Annotated in this window: 16 protein-coding genes; 6 read left to right on the top strand and 10 right to left on the bottom strand. The window is 71.6% G+C overall.

Annotated elements, in window-relative coordinates; translation table 11 throughout:
• Positions 1 to 236: 236 nt before the first annotated feature.
• Both CLV30_RS26235 and CLV30_RS04010 read left to right on the top strand, forming a co-directional pair.
• Entirely contained in the window at positions 237 to 398 is a 162-nt protein-coding gene (locus CLV30_RS26235; protein WP_165358433.1) for a hypothetical protein, read from the top strand.
• Between the two features lie 62 nt (positions 399 to 460).
• Positions 461 to 823, top strand: a complete 363-nt coding sequence (locus CLV30_RS04010) for a DUF2203 domain-containing protein (RefSeq protein ID WP_205740441.1) — start codon at positions 461 to 463, stop codon at positions 821 to 823.
• Between the two features lie 25 nt (positions 824 to 848).
• On the opposite strand, the gene CLV30_RS04015 is transcribed toward CLV30_RS04010, so the two are convergent.
• On the bottom strand, positions 849 to 1,952 hold the full coding sequence (locus CLV30_RS04015; RefSeq protein WP_205740440.1) for a DNA glycosylase AlkZ-like family protein: 1,104 nt from the start codon (positions 1,950 to 1,952) through the stop codon (positions 849 to 851).
• Positions 1,949 to 2,677 carry an alpha/beta fold hydrolase gene (locus tag CLV30_RS04020; protein ID WP_106535881.1) on the bottom strand — a complete coding sequence of 243 codons (729 nt, stop codon included), beginning with the start codon at positions 2,675 to 2,677 and terminating at the stop codon, positions 1,949 to 1,951. Before CLV30_RS04020 ends, CLV30_RS04015 begins: the two co-directional genes overlap by 4 nt.
• Before the next feature lie 69 nt (positions 2,678 to 2,746).
• Here CLV30_RS04020 and CLV30_RS04025 point away from each other — a divergent pair, with 69 nt between their 5' ends.
• Positions 2,747 to 3,328 carry an ArsR/SmtB family transcription factor gene (locus CLV30_RS04025; RefSeq protein WP_106535882.1) on the top strand — a complete coding sequence of 194 codons (582 nt, stop codon included), beginning with the start codon at positions 2,747 to 2,749 and terminating at the stop codon, positions 3,326 to 3,328.
• A gap of 86 nt (positions 3,329 to 3,414) precedes the next feature.
• On the opposite strand, the gene CLV30_RS04030 is transcribed toward CLV30_RS04025, so the two are convergent.
• The 3 genes from CLV30_RS04030 to CLV30_RS04040 form a co-directional block, all read right to left on the bottom strand.
• The gene (locus CLV30_RS04030; RefSeq protein ID WP_106535883.1) at positions 3,415 to 4,158 is read right to left on the bottom strand and encodes a cupin domain-containing protein; all 744 of its coding nucleotides are present in this window, start codon (positions 4,156 to 4,158) and stop codon (positions 3,415 to 3,417) included.
• Between the two features lie 162 nt (positions 4,159 to 4,320).
• Complete coding sequence (locus CLV30_RS04035; protein WP_106535884.1) at positions 4,321 to 6,438, bottom strand: PhoX family protein; 2,118 nt, start codon at positions 6,436 to 6,438, stop codon at positions 4,321 to 4,323.
• A 189-nt stretch (positions 6,439 to 6,627) separates the two neighbouring features.
• On the bottom strand, positions 6,628 to 8,739 hold the full coding sequence (locus CLV30_RS04040; RefSeq protein WP_106535885.1) for a PhoX family protein: 2,112 nt from the start codon (positions 8,737 to 8,739) through the stop codon (positions 6,628 to 6,630).
• Positions 8,740 to 8,981: 242 nt separating this feature from the next.
• Here CLV30_RS04040 and CLV30_RS04045 point away from each other — a divergent pair, with 242 nt between their 5' ends.
• Entirely contained in the window at positions 8,982 to 10,706 is a 1,725-nt protein-coding gene (locus CLV30_RS04045) for an aminotransferase class V-fold PLP-dependent enzyme (protein ID WP_420841956.1), read from the top strand.
• Positions 10,707 to 10,983: 277 nt separating this feature from the next.
• On the opposite strand, the gene CLV30_RS04050 is transcribed toward CLV30_RS04045, so the two are convergent.
• Genes CLV30_RS04050 through CLV30_RS04070 form a run of 5 tightly spaced genes read right to left on the bottom strand, consistent with a single transcriptional unit; the run spans position 10,984 to position 15,023 of the window.
• Positions 10,984 to 11,439 carry a hypothetical protein gene (locus CLV30_RS04050; protein ID WP_106535886.1) on the bottom strand — a complete coding sequence of 152 codons (456 nt, stop codon included), beginning with the start codon at positions 11,437 to 11,439 and terminating at the stop codon, positions 10,984 to 10,986.
• On the bottom strand, positions 11,436 to 12,770 hold the full coding sequence (locus tag CLV30_RS04055) for a DUF58 domain-containing protein (protein ID WP_106535887.1): 1,335 nt from the start codon (positions 12,768 to 12,770) through the stop codon (positions 11,436 to 11,438). Before CLV30_RS04055 ends, CLV30_RS04050 begins: the two co-directional genes overlap by 4 nt.
• The gene (locus tag CLV30_RS04060) at positions 12,767 to 13,753 is read right to left on the bottom strand and encodes an AAA family ATPase (RefSeq protein WP_106535888.1); all 987 of its coding nucleotides are present in this window, start codon (positions 13,751 to 13,753) and stop codon (positions 12,767 to 12,769) included. The genes CLV30_RS04055 and CLV30_RS04060 overlap by 4 nt, the downstream gene beginning before the upstream one ends.
• Positions 13,750 to 14,259: a hypothetical protein gene (locus CLV30_RS04065; protein WP_106535889.1), complete on the bottom strand. Its 510-nt coding sequence runs from the start codon at positions 14,257 to 14,259 to the stop codon at positions 13,750 to 13,752. The genes CLV30_RS04060 and CLV30_RS04065 overlap by 4 nt, the downstream gene beginning before the upstream one ends.
• A complete protein-coding gene (locus tag CLV30_RS04070; RefSeq protein ID WP_106535890.1) occupies positions 14,256 to 15,023 on the bottom strand; it encodes a DUF4129 domain-containing protein in 768 nt (255 codons plus the stop codon). The genes CLV30_RS04065 and CLV30_RS04070 overlap by 4 nt, the downstream gene beginning before the upstream one ends.
• A gap of 147 nt (positions 15,024 to 15,170) precedes the next feature.
• Between CLV30_RS04070 and CLV30_RS04075 the strand changes: the two genes are divergently transcribed.
• Positions 15,171 to 15,782, top strand: a complete 612-nt coding sequence (locus CLV30_RS04075) for a vitamin K epoxide reductase family protein (protein WP_420841955.1) — start codon at positions 15,171 to 15,173, stop codon at positions 15,780 to 15,782.
• 295 nt (positions 15,783 to 16,077) lie between these two features.
• Positions 16,078 to 18,969 carry a leucine--tRNA ligase gene (gene leuS / locus CLV30_RS04080; protein ID WP_106535892.1) on the top strand — a complete coding sequence of 964 codons (2,892 nt, stop codon included), beginning with the start codon at positions 16,078 to 16,080 and terminating at the stop codon, positions 18,967 to 18,969.

Here is an 18,969-nt window from a genome sequence, read left to right on the forward strand (position 1 = left end):
TACTGCTCACCAGCAAAGTCCCCGTCGGCGGTGACCGCAAGGGGTTCGGCCGATCCGGTTGGCCGGCCCGGGTGCGTGACCGGCGTCACGTGGGCGAACTCTGGTGATCAGCGCTCGACGCCGGGCACGATGACGATGTGGTGACATGTCACCGCAGATATGGACAACGCACACGTCGGCTCGGACTCGCGGCGAAGGAGACGCGCGGTACGCATGCCGCCGCGAGGAGAACCACCATGCTGTTCGACTGCCCCGAGTGCGGGCTGCCCGCCACCGTGACCACCCGTGGTCAGCTCCGCAGCACCTCCGGAGCCGTGGAGCACGTCGACGTCCACTGCGTCGCCGACCACCGGTTCGTCGGCCCGGCCGAGACTCTGCGCGTCCAGCTCGGGCGCTGAGTCCGCCGCTGGCACCCGGCGCACGCGGCCGCTCGGTCACTGCCCGATGGGAGGATGCGGCCATGACCGAGATGTACAGCGTCGAGCGGGCACGCGCAGTTCTGGCCGACCTGGGGCCGGTGATCGACGAGCTGATCGAGGTCCGGGCCGACACCGCGGAGCTGGGCGCGGCGGTGCAGCAGGGCGCGTCGTGCCGGCTCGGCGGCGTCCCGGAGCTGAAGGCCTCGCAGGCCAGGCTGGACGAACTGATCTCGACGATCGCGGCGGCGGAGGTCGAGATCAAGGGCATCGCGCCGCTGCTGCTGGACTTCCCGGCGGAGCTGGACGGTGACGACGTGCTGTTGTGCTGGCTCGAGGGCGATCCGGAGCTGGCCTGGTACCACCGTGTCGATCTCGGATTCGCCGGACGGCGGCGGCTGCCGTGAGGCGCAGCGCTGCGCGCCGACCGCGTCACCGGGGCAGCACGAGGTCCAGGCCGAGCCAGTGCGCCAGGTCCTCGATCTCGGCGCGCACCGCCGATGTCGTCGCCGTGTCGAACGGCACGTCCTCGTGGATCGCGCCCACCCGCAGGACGCCGGCCGTGCGGTCGGCCGCTGCGTCGAGCTTGCCGACCAGCCGGTCGCCGTACAGGATCGGCAGCGCGTAGTAACCCCAGCGACGCTTTGCGGCGGGCTTGTACATCTCCAACTGGTAATCGAACTCGAACAGCTCGAGAGTCCGCCTGCGCTCGTGGATCAGCCGGTCGAACGGCGACAGCAGCGCTGTTCGCCCGCGGAACGACGGGCCCAGGTGCGCCGGGTCGACGCGCCATGTCCCGCGGACTCCGTCGACGACCGCGGGTTCGCCGGCGTCGCCGACGTCCGCGGGCTCGACGGGGCTTATCGGTGCTTTGGCGCGGGCGATGCCCAGCCCTGCGAGACGTCGCTCGTTGCGGATGTGCCTGGCCTGCTCGGCGGGGACGACCGGATCATCCGGGTAGACCCGCGCCGCCAGGTCCCACAGCCGTTCCCGGCCGGAACGTCCGGCGACGGCCACGTCGCCGCGCTGGGCCATGAGATCGAGCAGCTTGGTGATGTTCTTGTTGTTGGTCCAGCCCGTCGACTGCCATGGTCTGGCGCACGTGTCCGGCATGTCGCGGGACGGCAGCGGGCCAGAAGACCGCAGGAGCTCGAGGATCTCACGGCGGGTGGCGTCGTTCGCCGCCACCCAGTCGCGGAGAGACACCTGCCAGTCCTTCAGCTCTCCGGTGCCGGGCCAGTCGGCCATGGCGGCGCGGTACAGCGCGATGTCCTCCGCGGGCCGGAGGATCGCCCCCAGCTCGATGAGTGTCCGGTCGTGGACGGCCTGCCGGAGCTGCTGCGGATCGTACGCGCTGCCCAGCCGGCTCCACGCCACCAGGTCCGCGCTCGGGGCCACGGACGCGGTCGGGTCCAGCTGGAGCATCGTGACGCGGCGCACCACGTCGAGCAGGTCGGTCTGGCGCGGTTCGTCGAGCATCTGGGCGCGGACCGCTATGCGGCGCGCGTCCGCCCGGGAGAGCTGGTGTGGCGTCACGCGTGGGCTGGTCGCGTCCGGATTGCGGCGTCGAGGATGACCTGCGCGAGTTCGGTCGGCTGGGTGAGCTGCGGCCAGTGGCCGCTGGACAGGTCGACGTACTCGACGTCGCGGACCTTGGCGAGCTCACTGACCGGCTCTTCGTGGTCGGCGAGCCACCTGCGCAGGTCCGTGGCGGTGTACTCGGGGCACACGGCGGTCACCGGGACGTCGTAACGGCGCTGATCGGACAGCTCCAGTGCGCCGGTGAGCACGCCCTCGGGCGCGGGAATGGCGTCGGCGTAGAACTGGGCGAGCGAGTCCGCGTCGAAGTCGACGATGTTCGCTTCCTCGCCGAGCTCGGTCCAGTCGGGCATGCTGACCTCGCCGTTCTCCGCGGGCAGCCCGGGGAGCATCGGCGTGCCGGCCGGGGCCGGGAAGCCGCCGATGTGCACCACCCGGGCGACCCGCTCCGGCCGGGCGTCCACCGCGCCATGGCAGATGCCGCACCCGACCGAGTGCCCGACGAGAAGGACCGGTCCGTCGGCGGGGTCGGTCGCATCGATCGCGGCGACGACGGCTTTCACGTGGTCCTGCAGCGTGATGCCGGACCTGTCGGCGTCCTTGCTCTCCATGCCGGGCAGGGTCAGCGCCTGCACCCGGTGACCGGACCGCTCGAGAGTCGGGGTGACGGCGTCCCAGGACGAGGCGTCGAGCCAGAGTCCGGGAACGAGGATGATGTCCATGGCGCGCTCCGGGTATTGGATTTATGATCGAGAAATCTCGATCGATCACGCTAACAGGACGGACGTAGGGTGTCCAGCGATCAGGAACTACCTGATTACGAGCTCGAGGACCTGCGCATCATCACCTCGACGCCGGAGCTCAAGGCGGTCTTCCACCCGCTGCGCGACCAGCTGCTGGACCTGGTCCTGGAGCGCGCCGCGACGGTCGCCGAGCTGGCCGATGCGGTGAACCGGCCGAAGAGCAGCGTCGCCTATCACGTGAACGTGCTCGTCGAGGCCGACCTGCTCAAAGTGGTCCGTACACGCCGAGTGCGGGCGATCGACGAGCGCTTCTACGGCCGGACCGCGCGGATCTTCTACGTCGGCCAGATCCAGCCCGAACAGCTCTCGGCCATCCCGAACATCCTCGTCGACGCTGCCGCCGAGTCGGTGTCGGCGCACGAGGCCGACGACCTGAGGGCCATCGTGCGGCACGCGCGGATCTCGCGCGCGGACGCGGCGGAGTTCTGGGACCGGCTGTTCGCGCTGACCAGGGAGTTCAGTGCCATGCCGCGTTCGGGCGAGGAGACGTTCCGGTTCGTGGCGGGGCTCTATCCGACCGCCTACCCGAGTCTTCCGGAGGCCGGCGACGACTCTGCTCCGTCCTCATGACTGCCTCTGGTCCCCATGATCATCGGCACTTACCGGCCCATATGACGGCTAAGTGCCGATGATCATGGGGACAGGGGTGAGGGGGGTCAGTGAGTGGCGACGTCCCAGGTGCGCAGCCGCCCGCACATGCCGAACCGGAACAGCTCCTCCTGGCGCTCGCCGGCATGGACGGACGCGTCCGCCAGGTGCGGCACCCGGCCGTCCTCGAGGTCGCTCAGCGCCCGGCCGGTCGCCTCGACCGGTGTGCGCACGCCGTGGTCCCACGTCGCGCGCCAGGCGGGCACCTTGTCGGTCACCAGCGCGGTCGCCCGCTCGTACAACCGCGTCAAAGCCGCCGGGCCCTCCGCGTCGAGACGAGCCCGCAGCTGTGAGAACCCCTCGATCGCGAGATCGCGCCGGCGGCGTGCCGCTTCGGCCATCGCGTCGTCGAGCACGTCGAGCCCGGGCAGGGCGGCGGCCTCGGCATAGACCCGCGGATCGGCCAGCACGTCGTCCGGGAACGTGAAGACCGCGTCACCCGCCTCCGGCAGGCCGGCGTTCTGCATGACGACGACGATCTCGAGGCCGCCCTCGTTGACCAGCCGGTGCACGGTGCCGGGCGTGAACCAGAGGACGACGCCGGGCTCCAGCGGGTGCTCGGCGAACCCGGCACTGCTCAGCGTCTGTAGTCGGCCCGCTCCCGCGACGACGACGTAGCCCTCGCCGGACGCGGTGTGCAGGTGCGGCGAGCCGCCGGCCAGCCCGTCGGGCGTCGGCCAGTCGTAGACGGTGAGGTGGCTGACGGCGGTGCCGCCCGGGAAGCCGGGGCGCTGGGGTGCGGTGCCGGTCATCGAAGGTGTCCTCCGCGTCGGAAAGCGCTATCCGTCGCTCCCGAGTCTCTCACACCGCGAGCTGCGGAGGCGAGGGGCGGAGACCACCCGCCGGTCATCGTCAGGGATCCACCACCGCTGAAGCGATGGTGGATCCCTGACGATCACGCGGATCGGTGGCGGTCAGTCGCCGATGTAGCCGTCCTCGTCCGGCACCGTGCGCCACACCGTCACGACGGACGGGCGCGGCTGGCCGCCGTACGGGAACGTGGACAGCGGCGAGTCCGGGGAGGCACCGTCGCCGTCACCGGGGTGCTGTACGGCCATCAGTGCGGTGCGCCCGTCGGGGGTGATGAACGGGCCGCAGCACTCCGCGCCCACCGGCACCGACAGGAACCGGCGCAGGTGGCCGGTGTCCTCGCCCTCGACCGGCATGACGAACATGCCGTCGTTGGGGCCGAGCGAGCCGCTCATGCCGTCGGTGGCCAGCCACAGCCGCCCGGCGGGGTCGAAGGCGACGTTGTCCGGGCAGGAGATCTGGCTGACCTGCGACTTGTCGAAGCCGCCGTAGTAGGTGTCCGGGTTCTCCGGGTCGCCGGCCAGCAGCACGATGTGCCATGTGAACGAGGTAGCCGCGGCATCGGCGCCGTCCTCGTCGATGCCCATGACGTGGCCGAACTTGTTGTCCGGACGCGGGTTGGGCTCGTCGATCTGGCCCGGGGTGCGCCGGTTGTTGTTCGTGAGCGCGATGTACACGGTGCCGGTGACCGGGTGCGGCTCGACGTCCTCGGGCCGGTCCATCTTGGTCGGGCCGAGCTTGTCGGCGGCCAGCCGGGTGAACACCAGGACCTCGTCGACGGTCATGCCGTCGACCATGCTCTCGCCGTCCTTCACCAGCGGCAGCCACTCGCCGGTGCCGTCGAACAGGCCGTCGGCGGGCGGGTTGCCCGGGAACTCGGGGCTGTTGCCGGTGAACTTCGCGACGTACAGGTCGCCGTCCTCGAGCAGCGTCATGTTGTGCTCGCGGTCCCGCTTGGAGTTGCCGTCGCGGTACTTCTTCCGCGAGACGAACTTGTAGACGTAGTCGAACCGTTCGTCGTCGCCCATGTACGCGACGGCGCGCCCGTCGGCGGCGATGTTGACGTTCGCGCCCTCGTGCTTGAACCGGCCCAGCGCGGTGTGCTTGCGCGGTGTGGAGTCCGGGTCGTACGGGTCGACCTCGACCACCCAGCCGAACCTGTTCGGCTCGTTCGGCTCGTTCGCGACGTCGAAACGCTCGTCCGCGCGCTCCCAGCCGCGGCCGGTGCCCGCGGAGGTGCGGATGCCGTACCGGTTGTACCGCTCGACGGTGGCGGAGTCGGTGACGTCGGCGGTGGCGCCGAAGTACTGGTGGAAGTTCTCCTCGCCGGACAGGATCGTGCCCCAGGGAGTGACGCCGCCGGCGCAGTTGTTCAGCGTGCCCAGCACGGTCGTCCCGTCGGGGTCGGCGCCGGTGCGGACGTGCTCACTGCCGGCGGCCGCTCCGGTGAGCCGGAACTCGGTGTTGGTGTGCACCCGCCGGTTGTACCGGCGTCGCCCCCGCGTCGCGGGCTTCCACTCGCCGGTGTCGCCGACGCGCTCGAGCTCGACGACGGAGCCGCCGTGCGCGGCCATCGAGATCCGCAGCAGCTCCGGATCCGCGGCCTCGGGCCCGGGCCAGCCGCGGAACATGAGCTCGTCGTTGGTGTACTCGTGGTTGACCCACAGCACGGCGCGGTCGAAGTTCCGGTCCAGCGGCAGCACGGCGACGAAGTCGGCGTTGTATCCGAACTGCCGCAGCTGCGCGTCGACGCTCTGGTTGTCGAAGTCGAACTCCGGCGCGCCGTCCTCGACCGGGTCGCCCCAGGCGATGGTGACCGACCAGTCGTAGCCGTTCGGGACGACGACGCTGTCCAGGCCGTTGTCGCCGACCGGGGTGAAGCCGACGGGACGCCCGTACTCCGGGGGCGTCGGGCGCAACTGCGACGGCGGCTTCGGCCCGGAGGGGCGCGCGGCCGCCGGTGCGGCCGTCGTCAGCGCGGACGTGGAGCCGGCGCCGACGACGACCGCGGCGGCCGCACCGGTGCGCAGCAGACCGCGGCGGGACATCGCCGTGCTGACCATGTCGCCGAAGTACTCGTTGTCGCTGGCGTTCGGTGCGGGGTGGGAGCACGCGTCGCCACAGCGGTACTTGCACGTCATGGCGCTGCGTCCGCCGTGGCCGCTGGTGAGCAGCGGTAGCAGCCGACGCCGGCGGCCTTCGCCGCCTTCGATCTCGGACATGGGTGTCCCTTCGGTTTCCGACACGTTTGACATGGAAACTAGGGAGTCGGAGCCGACCGGGGCCACCACGCCGGGACGAACAGCAGGTAAAGGACATATGAGTTAGGGCAGCCTTCGCTGCCCGGTGATCGTCAGGGATCCACGACCGCCGGAGCGATGGTGGACGCCTGACGATCACGTGGCGGTGAGTCAGTCGCCGATGTACGGACCACCGTGCGGAGCGGACCGCCACACCGTCACGACCGCCGGGCGCGGCTGGTTGCCGTACGGGAACGTCGAGGCGCGGTTCTCGGTGGTGGCGCCGTCGACCTCGCCAGGATGCTGGATCGCCATCAGCGCGGTACGACCATCAGGGGTGACGAACGGGCCGCAGCATTCGGCGCCGACGGGCACCGACGTGAATCGGCGGATGTGGCCGGCGTCGTCGCCCTCGACGGGCATCACGAACATGCCGTCGTTGAATCCGGCGGCGCCCGGCATGCCGTCGGTGGCCAGCCACACCCGTCCGGCGGGGTCGAAGGCGACGTTGTCGGGGGTGGCGATGTGGCTGACCTGGGACTTGTCGAAGCCGCCGTAGTACGTGTCGGGATCCTCCGGGTCGCCGGCCAGCAGCGCGATGTGCCAGGTGAACGTCTTGGCGGCGGCATCGCCACGGGACTCGTCGAGCGCGATGACATGCCCCCACTTGTTCCCCGCGCGCGGGTTGGCCTCGTCGACCTGGCCGGCCGTGCGGTCGGCGTTCTTGGTCAGCGCCATGTACACGGTGCCGGTGACCGGGTGCGGCTCGACGTCCTCGGGCCGGTCCATCATGGTGGCGCCGGCCTGGTCGGCGGCGGCCCGGGTGAACACCAGGACCTCGTCGACGGTCATCCCGTCGACCATGCTCTCGCCGTTCACCACCAGCGGCAGCCACTGGCCGCTGCCGTCGAACAGGTCGTCGGCCGGCGGGCTGTCCGGGAACTCGGGGCTGTCGCCGGTGAACTTCGCGACGTAGAGATCACCGTTCTCGAGCAGCCGCATGTTGTGCTGGCGGTCGCGCCTGCTGGTGCCCTCGCGGTACTTCTCCCGCGAGACGAACTTGTAGACGTACTCGAAGGCCTCGTCGTCACCCATGTAGACGGCGACCCGGCCGTCCGCCGTCACCGCGGTGGTGGCGCCCTCGTGCTTGACCCGGCCCAGCGCGGAGTGCTTGCGCGGGGTGGAGTCCGGGTCGTAGGGGTCGACCTCGACGACCCAGCCGAACCGGTTCGGCTCGTTCGGCTCGGCCGCGACGTCGAAGCGCTGGTCCGCGCGCTCCCACGCACGGCTGGTCCCGGCGGTGGTGCGGATGCCGTAGCGCTCGTAGCGTTCAGCCGTCGTGGGGTCGGTGACGTCGGCGGTGGCGCCGAAGTACTGGTGGAAGTTCTCCTCACCGGTCAGGATCGTGCCCCACGGGGTGACGCCGCCGGCACAGTTGTTCAGCATCCCCCGGACGCTCGTGCCGTCCGGGTCCGCGGCCGTGCGCAGCAGCGCGCTTCCGGCCGCCGGCCCGTCGACGGTGAAAGCCGTGCCGGCGTGGATGCGGCGGTTGTACCTGCGCGGACGGTCGACGCGGCGCCACTCGCCGGTGTCGCCGACACGTTCGATCTCGACGATGGAGCCGCCGTGCGCGGCCATCGAGATCCGCAACTGCTCGACGGTGGCCGACTCGGCTCCCGACCACCCGTGGAACATCAGGTTCTCGTTGGTGTACTCGTGGTTGACCCACAGCAGTGCCCGGTCGAAACGTCGCCCGAGCGGGAGCACGGCGACGAAGTCGGCGTTGTACCCGAACTGGCCCCGCTGGGCCGCGGCGCTCTGGTTGTCGAAGTCGAACGGTGGTGCGTCCCGCTCGACGGGCTCGCCCCAGGCGATGGTGACCGACCAGTCGTAGCCGTTCGGGACGATGACGTTGTCCAGGTCGTTGCCGCCGACGGCGGTGAACGTGACCGGGCGGCCGTACTCGGGTGGTTCCAGCCCGGTCAGCGCAGGCGGCTTCGGGCCGTGGGACGGTGCGTGCGCGGCTGCGGCGCCGGTGCCCAGCGCCGTCCCCGAACCGGCGACGGCGACCGCGGCAGCGCCGGTGCGCAGCAGTCCGCGCCGGGAGATGCCGCCGCGGACGACGTCGCCGAAGTACTCGTTGTCGCTGGTGTTCGGGGCGTCGTGGAAGCACGCGTCGTCGCAGCGGTACTTGCACGTCATGGCGCTGCGTCCGCCGTGCGCGCCGCCGATGAGCGGGAGAAGCCGGCGTTCTCGGTCTGGGCTGCCTTCGGTGTCCGACATGGAACTCCCTTCGTCGCAGACCATCGCGTGTCGACAAAGCGTAGGGAAATATTCACGCAGCAGCTACCGTCTCGTTGCGAAAATTACTTTTTGCCGGGCTTGAACGTGTGACCCGAGCCGATGCCGTCCGGGCGCCGCGGATTTCCGGCCGCGCGGAGGCTGCCGCCGCGGACGTTCCGGGTGCATGCTGGAGCCACGAGCGCTGCCTGCGCACGCCGGGTGCCGGTGAAGGGGGCGAGCACGTGAACGCGTCGGCCATCCCCGCGACGGAACACGATGTCGGCACGACACTGCTGGAACGGATCCGGGCGGGGATCATCGGCGAGGGCGAGGTGCTGCACGGCCCGTTCGGCGCGCGCCGCGTCACATACGCCGACTACACCGCGTCCGGCCGGTCGCTCGACTTCGTCGAGGACTACATCCGCGAGCAGGTGCTGCCGCTGTACGCGAACACGCACACCGAGAGCTCCGGGACGGGCTTGCAGACGACACTGCTGCGCGAGGACGCGCGCCGGGCCGTCCACGACTCGGTGGGCGGCACCGACGACCACCTGGTCATCTTCACCGGCTCCGGGGCCACCGCCGCGGTGAACAAGCTGGTCGGCATCCTCGGCCTACGACCAGCGGCGGGCGCGGCGGCGGGTCGCGGCGTGCACGCGGAGCCGACCGCGACCCCGGTCGTGTTCGTCGGCCCGTACGAGCACCACTCGAACGAGCTGCCGTGGCGCGAGACCGTCGCCGAGGTGGTCACGGTCGGCGCGGACGGCGACGGTCACGTCGACGTGGCCCAGCTCGAGGATCTGCTGGAGCGCTACGCCGACCGGCCGCTGCGTATCGGCAGCTTCTCGGCCGCCTCGAACGTCACCGGGGTGCTCACCGACGTCGACCGCGTCGCGACGGTGCTGCATCGGCACGGCGCGCTGTCGTTCTGGGACTACGCCGCGGCGGGGCCCTACGTGCCGATCCGGATGGCGCCCAGCGCGCCCGGCGCAGGCGACCACAAGGACGCCGTGTTCCTGTCGCCGCACAAGTTCGTCGGCGGCCCGCAGACCCCGGGTGTGCTGGTCGTCGACCGGGCGCTGGTCACCAATCCGGTGCCGACCGTGCCCGGCGGCGGCACGGTGGAGTTCGTCAGCCCGCGGGAGCACCGTTACCTGACCGACCCGGTGGCACGGGAGGAAGGCGGAACACCGGCCATCGTCGAGTCGATCCGCGCCGGCCTGGTCTTCGGCCTCAAGGACGCCGTCGGCACCGATCTCATCCAGCGGCACGAGGAACGGCTGTGGCGGCACGCCGTGCGCAGGTGGGAGCAGGTGCCGGGCATCGACGTGCTGGGCGATCACGACGTGCCGCGACTGTCCATCGTCTCGTTCCGGATCCGGTTCGGCAGCAGCCAGTTCCTGCACCACAACTTCGTCGTCGCGCTGCTCAACGACCTGTTCGGTGTCCAGGCGCGGGGCGGGTGCTCGTGCGCGGGCCCGTACGGGCATCGCCTGCTGTCCGTGGGCCCGGCGCAGTCGGACGCCTTCCGCGACGTCGTTCACGTCGGCTGCGAAGGCATCAAGCCCGGCTGGACCCGGGTCAACTTCAACTACTTCGTCTCCGACACCGTCCGCGACTACCTGGTCGACGCGGTGGAGTTGATCGCGCACGAGGGGCACCGGCTGCTGCCCGAGTACGTCTTCGACCCGCACACCGCGCTGTGGCGGCACCGTCGTGGTCCGTCCGTCCCACCGATGCGGCTGACCGGGCTCAGCGCCGCCGACATCAGTGCCGACGACCCGGGGACACTGCCGCGCGGGCGCCGGCGTGAACGGCTCGGTGAGCAGGCCCTGGTCGAGCACCTGGCCGAGGCGCGGGCCGTGCTGGCGGCGCTGCCCGACGAGGTCGCGACCGGCCCGACGGGGTTGTCGCCCGAGTTCGAGGCGCTGCGGTGGTTCCCGCTGCCGCCGTCATGCCTGACCTGACCAGCCCCGGCGGCCCGCCGGCGCGTTCCACCGCGCCCGTTTGTCCGAGGGCTCCGACCTGATCCGTCGGCGGGTGATCGGTCGTTGCGCGGCGCTCAGCGGCGAAGGGGCAGCGGCGTGGGCCTGGTGGCCGCGGCAGCCCTCTGGGGCACGCCACGGTGTGAACCTCGTGTCGCCACAGCGACACCAGCTCCACACCGTGCGCCGCCGGCCGCGCGATCACCACCCACGGATCGGGTCGTGGAGTCTCCAAACGGGAGCGGGAGCAACCGCCGTGTCAGGTGGGGCTGACCAGCCAAGCGAGCAACACCAGCAGCTGAGCGCCGGCCTGCACCATGACGAAGCGCTCGAACGACGGCCGCAGCGCCACCCGCTCGACCGACGCGGACCACGGCACGACGGCCGCCAAGGCGGCGAGCACGTGCACCGCGTGCACGCCCAGGACCAGCAGGGCCGTCCACCAGGTGACGCCGTCGGCGTCGACGAGCACCGCCAGCGCACAGCAGGTGAGCAACGCCGTCGGCAGGTGCGTCCCCGGCGCGATCGCGGTGCCGAGCGCCAGCGCGCCCAGCACGACGAGCGCGGCCGGCGACGCCGACGTCCACGCGGCCGTCGCGGCGACCGTGCCGGCGCAGACCAGTGCCAGCGCCACCCGCAGCACCCACGACGGCGCGGACGCGCCCACCGTGCCCGGTGTGCCCGCTGCGCCCGTCGTGACGTCGCCGGCCGTCATCGTCGCCCCCGTCCCGCGAGCTGCCGCAGTCGCGCCAGGTTCAGCGAGAGCGCGGCCGGGTCGGCCTGCGTGACCAGCACGCCGTGCGTGGCCAGGCTCCGTAGCCGCTCGGCGCGCTCGGTCAGCACGATCCGCTCCGCGATCGCCGTCGTGTGGTCGCTGTGGTCGACGATCGGCGGCGGCAACACGTCCACGGCCAGGACCGGGTGCCCGGCGCGGCGCCACGAGATCGCCAGATTGCTGACCGAGTCGTCCATGAAAACCGACGTCAGAACGACGATGGCGCTCTGCGGCAGCGGAGGCAGGCGACGCGGCAGCGACGACGAGTCGGCGCTGCCCGGCCGGTGCGTGTGCCGCGCCAGCGAGGTCCGCAGCCGCAGCAGGTGCCGGCTGCCGCTGCCCAGCCGCGCCATGTCCATCGGCCGGGTCAGGTCGAGCACGCCGACCCGGTCGCCGTGGGCGATGTAGGCGGCGGCGACGGACGCGACGGTGTCGACCGCGACGTCGATGCTGCTGCGCGGCGGCGGCCGGTCCGGATCGACCTCGACCGACTCGGCCCACGTGGCCACGTCGGCCGGCAGGTCGTAGCGGTTGTCCAGGCAGCACACCACGTCCGCGTCCGCATCGACCTGGGTCCGGCGGGTGAACAGCTCCTCGCGAGGCCCGGCCTGCCGGGCGGTGACCCGCCAGTCGATGCGCCGCAGCCGGTCGCCCGGCCTGAACGGCGCCACGTCGTGCAGCTCGGTGCCCTCGCCGTGGCGCAGCGTCGGGTGCGCGCCGACCATGCCTGCCGGGCGGGCGGGCAGCGGGCCGGTGGGCAGCGCCGTCGCGACAGCGGGCAGGACCTGTGCGCTGTACGGGAGGCCCGCCACCGGGCCGGCGGTGAACAGCGCGTCGTCGGCGACGGCGAGATGGTCGGGGCGGGCCAGCAGCTGTGTCCCCCAGGTCGCCGCCGACGACTCGGTGACGATCTGCCGGGGCTGCGTGGACGGGGCGGCGACCGTGACCCGCTCACCCTTCGCGCCCGGCTCGGGACGGGCCAGCACGGTCGTGACGAGCTGCGCGTCGGACGGCTCCACCTGCACGGCGACGGCGGCGGCGCGGCCGACGTCCATGACCCGTGGTCCGAACGCGCGGACCCGGGGGACCGGCCCGGCCGGCGTCGTGCGCGCGCCGATCGCGAGTGCCGTGCCCAGGATCAGCGGAACGCCGAGCAGCACCAGCTCGACGCGGCCGAACGCCAGCCCGACCGCGCCGAGCACGGCCGGTAGCAGCACCGACCGCGCCAGCGCCGGCGTCGCACGCCACCGCGGCTCGTCCGTACCGGTCATCGTGTCGACGGCCCCGGAACCCGGTCCAGGATCTCGGCGACGATGTCCGCCGTGCGCACCTGCATCGTCCACGCCTCCGCGGTCAGCGTCAGCCGGTGCGCCAGCGCCGCCACCCCGACCTCCTTGACGTCCTCGGGGACGACGTAGTCGCGCCCGTCGAGCACCGCGACGGCACGCGACGCCAGCAGCAGCGCCAGCGAGCCGCGCGGCGACGCGCCCACGTCGACGGCGCGGTGCTCGCGAGTGGCGGCGGTGAGATCGACGCAGTAGCTGACGATGGACGGGTCGGTGTCGACGGCTTCGACCCCGGCCTGTAGCGCGCGGACGCTGTCCGCGTCGACGACCGGATCGACGTCGGCCTGCTCCTGCCGGCGCGCGATGCGGCGGGTGAGGACCTCGGCCTCGTTCGCCGGGTCGAGGTAGCCGGCCGACACCCGCAGCATGAACCGGTCGAGCTGGGCCTCCGGCAACGGGTACGTGCCCTCGTACTCCACCGGGTTGGAGGTCGCCAGCACGTGGAACGGGCGCGGCAGCGCGAACGTCTGGCCCTCGACCGTCGTCTGGCGCTCGGCCATCGCCTCCAGCAGCGCCGACTGCGTCTTCGGCGGGGTGCGGTTGATCTCGTCGGCCAGCAGCAGCCCGGCGAAGACGGGGCCGGACCGGAACGAGAACTCGCGGTTGCCGGGGTCCCACACGAACGAGCCGGTGACGTCGCCGGGCAGCAGGTCCGGCGTGCACTGCAGCCGGCGGAACTCCAGGCCGAGGGCAGCGGCCAGGCTGCGCGCCGCGAGCGTCTTGCCGAGGCCGGGGACGTCCTCGAACAGGACGTGCCCGCCGGCCAGGATCGTGGCGAGCGCGAGACGCAGCGTCCGGTCGAGCCCGACGACCGCGGTGCCGACGCCGTCGAGGACCGACCGGCCGACGCGGGCGATCTCGTCGACGGGTGGCGCGGCCGTCTCGACAGTGGATGGCGGGGACGTCATGTCGGTGTTCCTCCGGACGGTTGCTGGTCGATGGCCTCGATCGCCGCGACGATCCGCTCGATGTCGCGGATGTCGGGGTGGAAGCGCTCCGCGGACAGCGCGGCGTGCACGTCGTCGCCGAGCGCGTCGCCGGCGTGGGGGCTGTCCCAGGCGATGCCGTGCCTGGCGAGCCGGGCCGCGGCGAGGCGGCGCAGCCGGAACTGCAGGGCCGGGTCCGGGCCGCCGACCGGCGACCACATCGTGCGCAGCCTGTTCTCCAGGCGCCATGCCTGGCTGGAGCCGCCACCACGGACCGGCCGCGGCTGGTCCGGCCAGCGCCCGTGCACACCCGGCGGCAGCAGCGCCACGGTGACGGCGACCGCGGCCGCGCACAGCCCGATGAGCACCGGCCGCAGCCCCTGGACGCCGACGAACCAGCACAGGGCGCCGGTGCCGACCCCGGCGAGGGCGACCCTGCCGGGCATGGTCCGGGTGAGGGCGTCGCGCCAGCCCGAGAGGGCCGTCACGCCGGATCCACCGAGTCGACCCGCCCGACGTGTCCTGCCCGCGCCGCCTGTTCGGGGGCGATGGTGTCCACCATGGTCCGCAGCGCCTGCCGTGCCGCGGCGACGTCGTCGTCGGTGATGCCGGGGTTCGGCGAGAACCGGGCGCGGTGGTAGAGGGCGAGCAGGGTGGTGGTCGACTCCTCGTCCGCATGGTGACGCCGCAGCAGCGCGGCGGTGAACTCGCTGGGTGTCTGGGCCGGCGCGCGGGCGGTGTCGGCGCCGGCGGCGGCGCGCTCGAGGGCGAGCCAGGCGTCGACGACGGCCTGCGCTCCCGTGCGCGAGGTGTCCGGCCGGTCCAGCGCCGACCCGGCGGCACGGACGCCGTCGCGCAGCTCTCGCGCGACGTCGAGGGGCTCGTCGACGTGTCCGCCGACGACCGCCGGACCGGTGCGCCTGCGTCGCCGGGCGGGCCACCGGCGTAGCACGAGGTAGGCGGCCAGCGCCGCGAGCAGCAGCACCGCCACCAGTGCGACCTGCCAGGGGATCCGCAGTGGCTCGGAGGCCTGCTCGGCAGGCTCGTCGGGCAGCGTCTCCGGCAGGTCGCCGAACGTGGGCGGCGCCTCCGGGGTTCTCGCGCTCGGGCCGTCCTCCGTCCCGGCCAGCCAGCTGGGGACGACGACTTCGGCCGGTCCGGCGCCCACGGTGAGGATGACGAGTACCGCCGCCGCGACGAAGCACACGGCAGTCGCCGCCCGGGCGTGCGGAGGTCGATCAGCGCCGGGCATCCCGTCGATCCTGACATACCGGGGCACCGGTGCTGCGCAGCCGGGATCCGTTTCCGGCACCGCACGCGCGTGACGTACGTTGGAGCCTGCGTCGGGAGAGTCCTACGAACATTCGGGTGAGCCATGTCCGTGCAGGAGACAGAACACATCGATGACGACGAAGTCGTGCTGCCCGAGCGGCGCGCTTCGGCGACGGTGCTCGGATGGCTGCTGGCCATCGGCGGCGCCGTCGGCATGGTTTCGTCGGCCATCCTCGTCATCGAGCGCATCATGCTGCTCGAGGACCCCGGCTACACCCCCTCGTGCAGCTTCAACCCGGTGGTCAGCTGCGGGCAGGTGATGGAGAGCTGGCAGGGCGAGCTGTTCGGCTTCTCCAACCCGATCATCGGTGTGGCCGCCTTCCCGATCGTCGTGACCGCCGGGGTCGCGGCGCTGGCCGGGGCGCGGCTGCCGCGGTGGTTCTGGCTGGGGCTCAACACGGGCGCCCTGCTCGGCGCGACGTTCATCACCTGGCTGTTCGTGCAGAGCGTGTACTACATCGGCGCGCTGTGCCCGTACTGCATGGTCGTGTGGACGGTGACCATCCCGATCTTCGTCTACACCACCGGCTACAACCTGTCCGAGGGCCACATCCGCGCGCCACGGGGGCTGCGGCGCGGCATCGTCGAGAGCCGCGGGCTGATCACGTTCGTCTGGTACGCCATCCTGGCGATCCTGATCACGGTCGAGTTCTGGGACCGCTGGTACCTCGTCTTCTGACGGGTTCGGTGAATGATCACGTCCCGCATGGAATTCCCTGCGTCACCACCCTTGCAGGCCTGGTGACGCGTGCATACGCCTGGTGATGACCGATGGTCGCCACGCCGATCCGCGGATGTGCGCTATTCTGTGTCCCATGCGAGGCCTGCTGCTTCTTACCGGGCCGCGCTGACTGGTAGCGGACGCCAGATTCCGGCGTCACGTCGGCGCGGCTGACCCCTCCTGCGGTGAGGGGTCTTTTCACGTTCTGGGCCCCGGACGAAACACGATGACAAGCAACGGGAGACGACCGGCGATGAGGCAGACGCAGACCGGCACCACGGCGACCGGCGACGACGGGGCGCCCTTCCGCTACACCAGCGAGCTGGCGAGCCGCATCGAGCAGCGCTGGCAGGACCACTGGGAGACGCAGGGCACGTTCAATACGCCCAACCCCGAGGGCGAGCTGGCGGATCCGGACGCGGACGTGCCCAGCGACAAGTTCTTCCTGATGGACATGTTCCCTTACCCGTCGGGCAAGGGGCTGCACGTCGGGCATCCGCTGGGCTACATCGCGACCGACGTGCTGGGGCGGTTCAAGCGCATGTGCGGCGACAACGTCCTGCACGCGCTGTCCTACGACGCGTTCGGGCTGCCGGCGGAGCAGTACGCGGTCCAGACGGGGCAGCACCCGCGCAAGACCACCGAAGAGAACATCGTGAACATGCGCCGGCAGCTGCGGCGGCTGGGCCTGGCGCACGACGACCGGCGCTCGTTCGCGACCACCGACCCGGGCTACATCCGCTGGACCCAGTGGATCTTCCTGCAGATCTTCGACTCCTGGTACGACACCGAGGCCGACGGCGGACGCGGCCGCGCCCGCCCCATCGACGAGCTGGTCAAGGAGTTCGACTCGGGCGAGCGACCGGTCCCGGGCGGCCGTGCCTGGGTCGAGCTGGACGAGTCCGAACGCCGCCGCGTCGTCGACGAACACCGGCTGGCCTACGTCTCGGAGTCGCCGGTGAACTGGTGTCCCGGGCTGGGCACGGTGCTGTCCAACGAGGAGGTCACCGCCGAGGGTCGCAGCGAACGCGGCAACTTCCCGGTGTTCCAGCGCAACCTGCGGCAGTGGATGATGCGCATCACGGCCTACGCGGACCGGCTGGTGGACGACCTGGACCGCATCGACTGGCCGGAGAAGGTCCGGACGATGCAGCGCAACTGGATCGGCCGCTCGGCCGGCGCCACGGTGCGGTTCGCGACCGACGCCGGCGACCTGGACGTCTTCACCACCCGCCCGGACACCCTGTTCGGCGCGACTTTCATGGTCGTCGCGCCCGAGCATCCGCTGGTCGACGGTCTGACGGCGGCGAGCTGGCCGGAGGAGACCAACGACGCCTGGTCCGGCGGCCACCCGACGCCGGCGGAGGCCGTCGCCGCGTACCGTGCGCAGGCCGCCGCGAAGACCGACGTCGAGCGTCAAACGGAGGGTCGCGACAAGACGGGGGTGTTCACCGGGTCGTTCGCGGTGAACCCGGTTGACGGCAACCGCATCCCGGTCTTCGTCGCCGACTACGTCCTGATGGGCTACGGCACCGGCGCGATCATGGCGGTGCCCGGCCAGGACGAGCGTGACTGGGAGTTCGCCGAGCGGTTCGAGCTGCCGATCGTGCGGACGGTTCGGCCGCCGGACGAGTTCGACGGCGAGGCGTACACCGGCGACGGCCCGGCCATCAACTCGTCGAACGACCAGGTGTCGCTGGACGGCCTGTACAAGGACGCCGCGATCGCCGCGATCGTCGAGTGGCTGGAGAAGGCCGGCCACGGCACCGGAACGACCACCTACCGGCTGCGCGACTGGCTGTTCAGCCGGCAACGCTACTGGGGCGAGCCGTTCCCCATCGTCCACGACGAGACCGGGCCGATCGCCGTGCCGGACGACCAGCTGCCGGTGCTGCTGCCGGAGGTGCCGGACTACGCGCCGAAGACGTACGACGCCGACGACGCAGATTCCACGCCCGAGTCGCCGCTGGCGCGCTCGCCGGAGTGGGCCGAGGTCGAGCTGGATCTGGGGGACGGTCCCAAGCGGTACCGGCGCGACACCAACACCATGCCGAACTGGGCCGGGTCGTGCTGGTACCACCTGCGCTACCTGGACCCGACCAACGACGAACAGGTCGTCGACCCCGAGATCGAGCGCTACTGGATGGGCCCGCAGCCGCAACGGCGGGGCAGCGGCCCGCAGGACCCGGGCGGCGTCGACCTGTACATCGGCGGCGTCGAGCATGCGGTGCTGCACCTGCTGTACGCGCGGTTCTGGCACAAGGTGCTGTTCGACCTGGGGCACGTGTCCAGCGACGAGCCGTACTACCGGCTGTTCAACCAGGGCTACATCCAGGCCTACGCCTACGCCGACAGGCGCGGGCAGTACGTCCCGGCCGAGCAGGTCACCGAGGCCGTCACCGACGGGGCGACGAGCTACAGCTACGAGGGCGAGCCGGTCTCGCGCGAGTACGGCAAGATGGGCAAGAGCCTGAAGAACATCGTCACGCCGGACGACATGTACGACGAGTTCGGCGCCGACACGTTCCGGGTGTACGAGATGTCCATGGGCCCGCTGGACCAGTCGCGTCCGTGGGAGACCCGCGCGGTGATCGGCTCGCACCGATTCCTGCAGCGGGTCTGGCGCAACGTGATCAGCGAAGAAGCCGGCGCGACGGTCGTGTCCGACGAGCCGGCCGGCGACGAGACGCGGCGGATCCTGCACCGCACCATCGACGCCGTGCGCGCCGACATGGACGCGATGCGGTTCAACACCGCCGTTGCCCGGATGATCGAGCTGAACAACCACCTGACCAAGCTGGACACCGTGCCGCGCGAAGCCGCGGAGCCGCTGGTGCTGATGGTCGCGCCGGTGGCACCGCACGTCGCCGAGGAGATGTGGTCGCTGCTGGGCCACGACCGGTCGCTGGCCTACGAGCCGTTCCCGGTGGCCGACCCGGCCCTGCTGGTCGACGAGACGGTGACGTGTGTGGTGCAGGTGGCCGGCAAGGTCCGTGACCGCCTGCAGGTGCCGCCGTCCGCCGACGACGACATGCTGCGCGAGCTGGCGCTGGCGTCGGAGCCGGTGCAGCGCGCCCTGGACGGCCAGGGTGTCCGCAAGGTGATCGTCCGGGCGCCGAAGCTGGTCAACGTCGTTCCGGGCTGA

This window comes from Haloactinopolyspora alba (genome assembly GCF_003014555.1).
In the GTDB taxonomy this organism is placed as follows: Bacteria; Actinomycetota; Actinomycetes; order Jiangellales; family Jiangellaceae; genus Haloactinopolyspora; species Haloactinopolyspora alba.

What these genes read in the sequence shown, in the direction of transcription:
- CLV30_RS04055 (WP_106535887.1), bottom strand. Translation starts at nt 12,770, where the DNA reads ATGACCGGTACGGACGAGCCGCGGTGGCGTGCGACGCCGGCGCTGGCG.
- leuS (WP_106535892.1), top strand. Translation starts at nt 16,078, where the DNA reads ATGAGGCAGACGCAGACCGGCACCACGGCGACCGGCGACGACGGGGCG.
- CLV30_RS04070 (WP_106535890.1), bottom strand. Translation starts at nt 15,023, where the DNA reads ATGCCCGGCGCTGATCGACCTCCGCACGCCCGGGCGGCGACTGCCGTG.
- CLV30_RS26235 (WP_165358433.1), top strand. Translation starts at nt 237, where the DNA reads ATGCTGTTCGACTGCCCCGAGTGCGGGCTGCCCGCCACCGTGACCACC.
- CLV30_RS04040 (WP_106535885.1), bottom strand. Translation starts at nt 8,739, where the DNA reads ATGTCGGACACCGAAGGCAGCCCAGACCGAGAACGCCGGCTTCTCCCG.
- CLV30_RS04010 (WP_205740441.1), top strand. Translation starts at nt 461, where the DNA reads ATGACCGAGATGTACAGCGTCGAGCGGGCACGCGCAGTTCTGGCCGAC.
- CLV30_RS04050 (WP_106535886.1), bottom strand. Translation starts at nt 11,439, where the DNA reads ATGACGGCCGGCGACGTCACGACGGGCGCAGCGGGCACACCGGGCACG.
- CLV30_RS04035 (WP_106535884.1), bottom strand. Translation starts at nt 6,438, where the DNA reads ATGTCCGAGATCGAAGGCGGCGAAGGCCGCCGGCGTCGGCTGCTACCG.
- CLV30_RS04030 (WP_106535883.1), bottom strand. Translation starts at nt 4,158, where the DNA reads ATGACCGGCACCGCACCCCAGCGCCCCGGCTTCCCGGGCGGCACCGCC.
- CLV30_RS04060 (WP_106535888.1), bottom strand. Translation starts at nt 13,753, where the DNA reads ATGACGTCCCCGCCATCCACTGTCGAGACGGCCGCGCCACCCGTCGAC.
- CLV30_RS04020 (WP_106535881.1), bottom strand. Translation starts at nt 2,677, where the DNA reads ATGGACATCATCCTCGTTCCCGGACTCTGGCTCGACGCCTCGTCCTGG.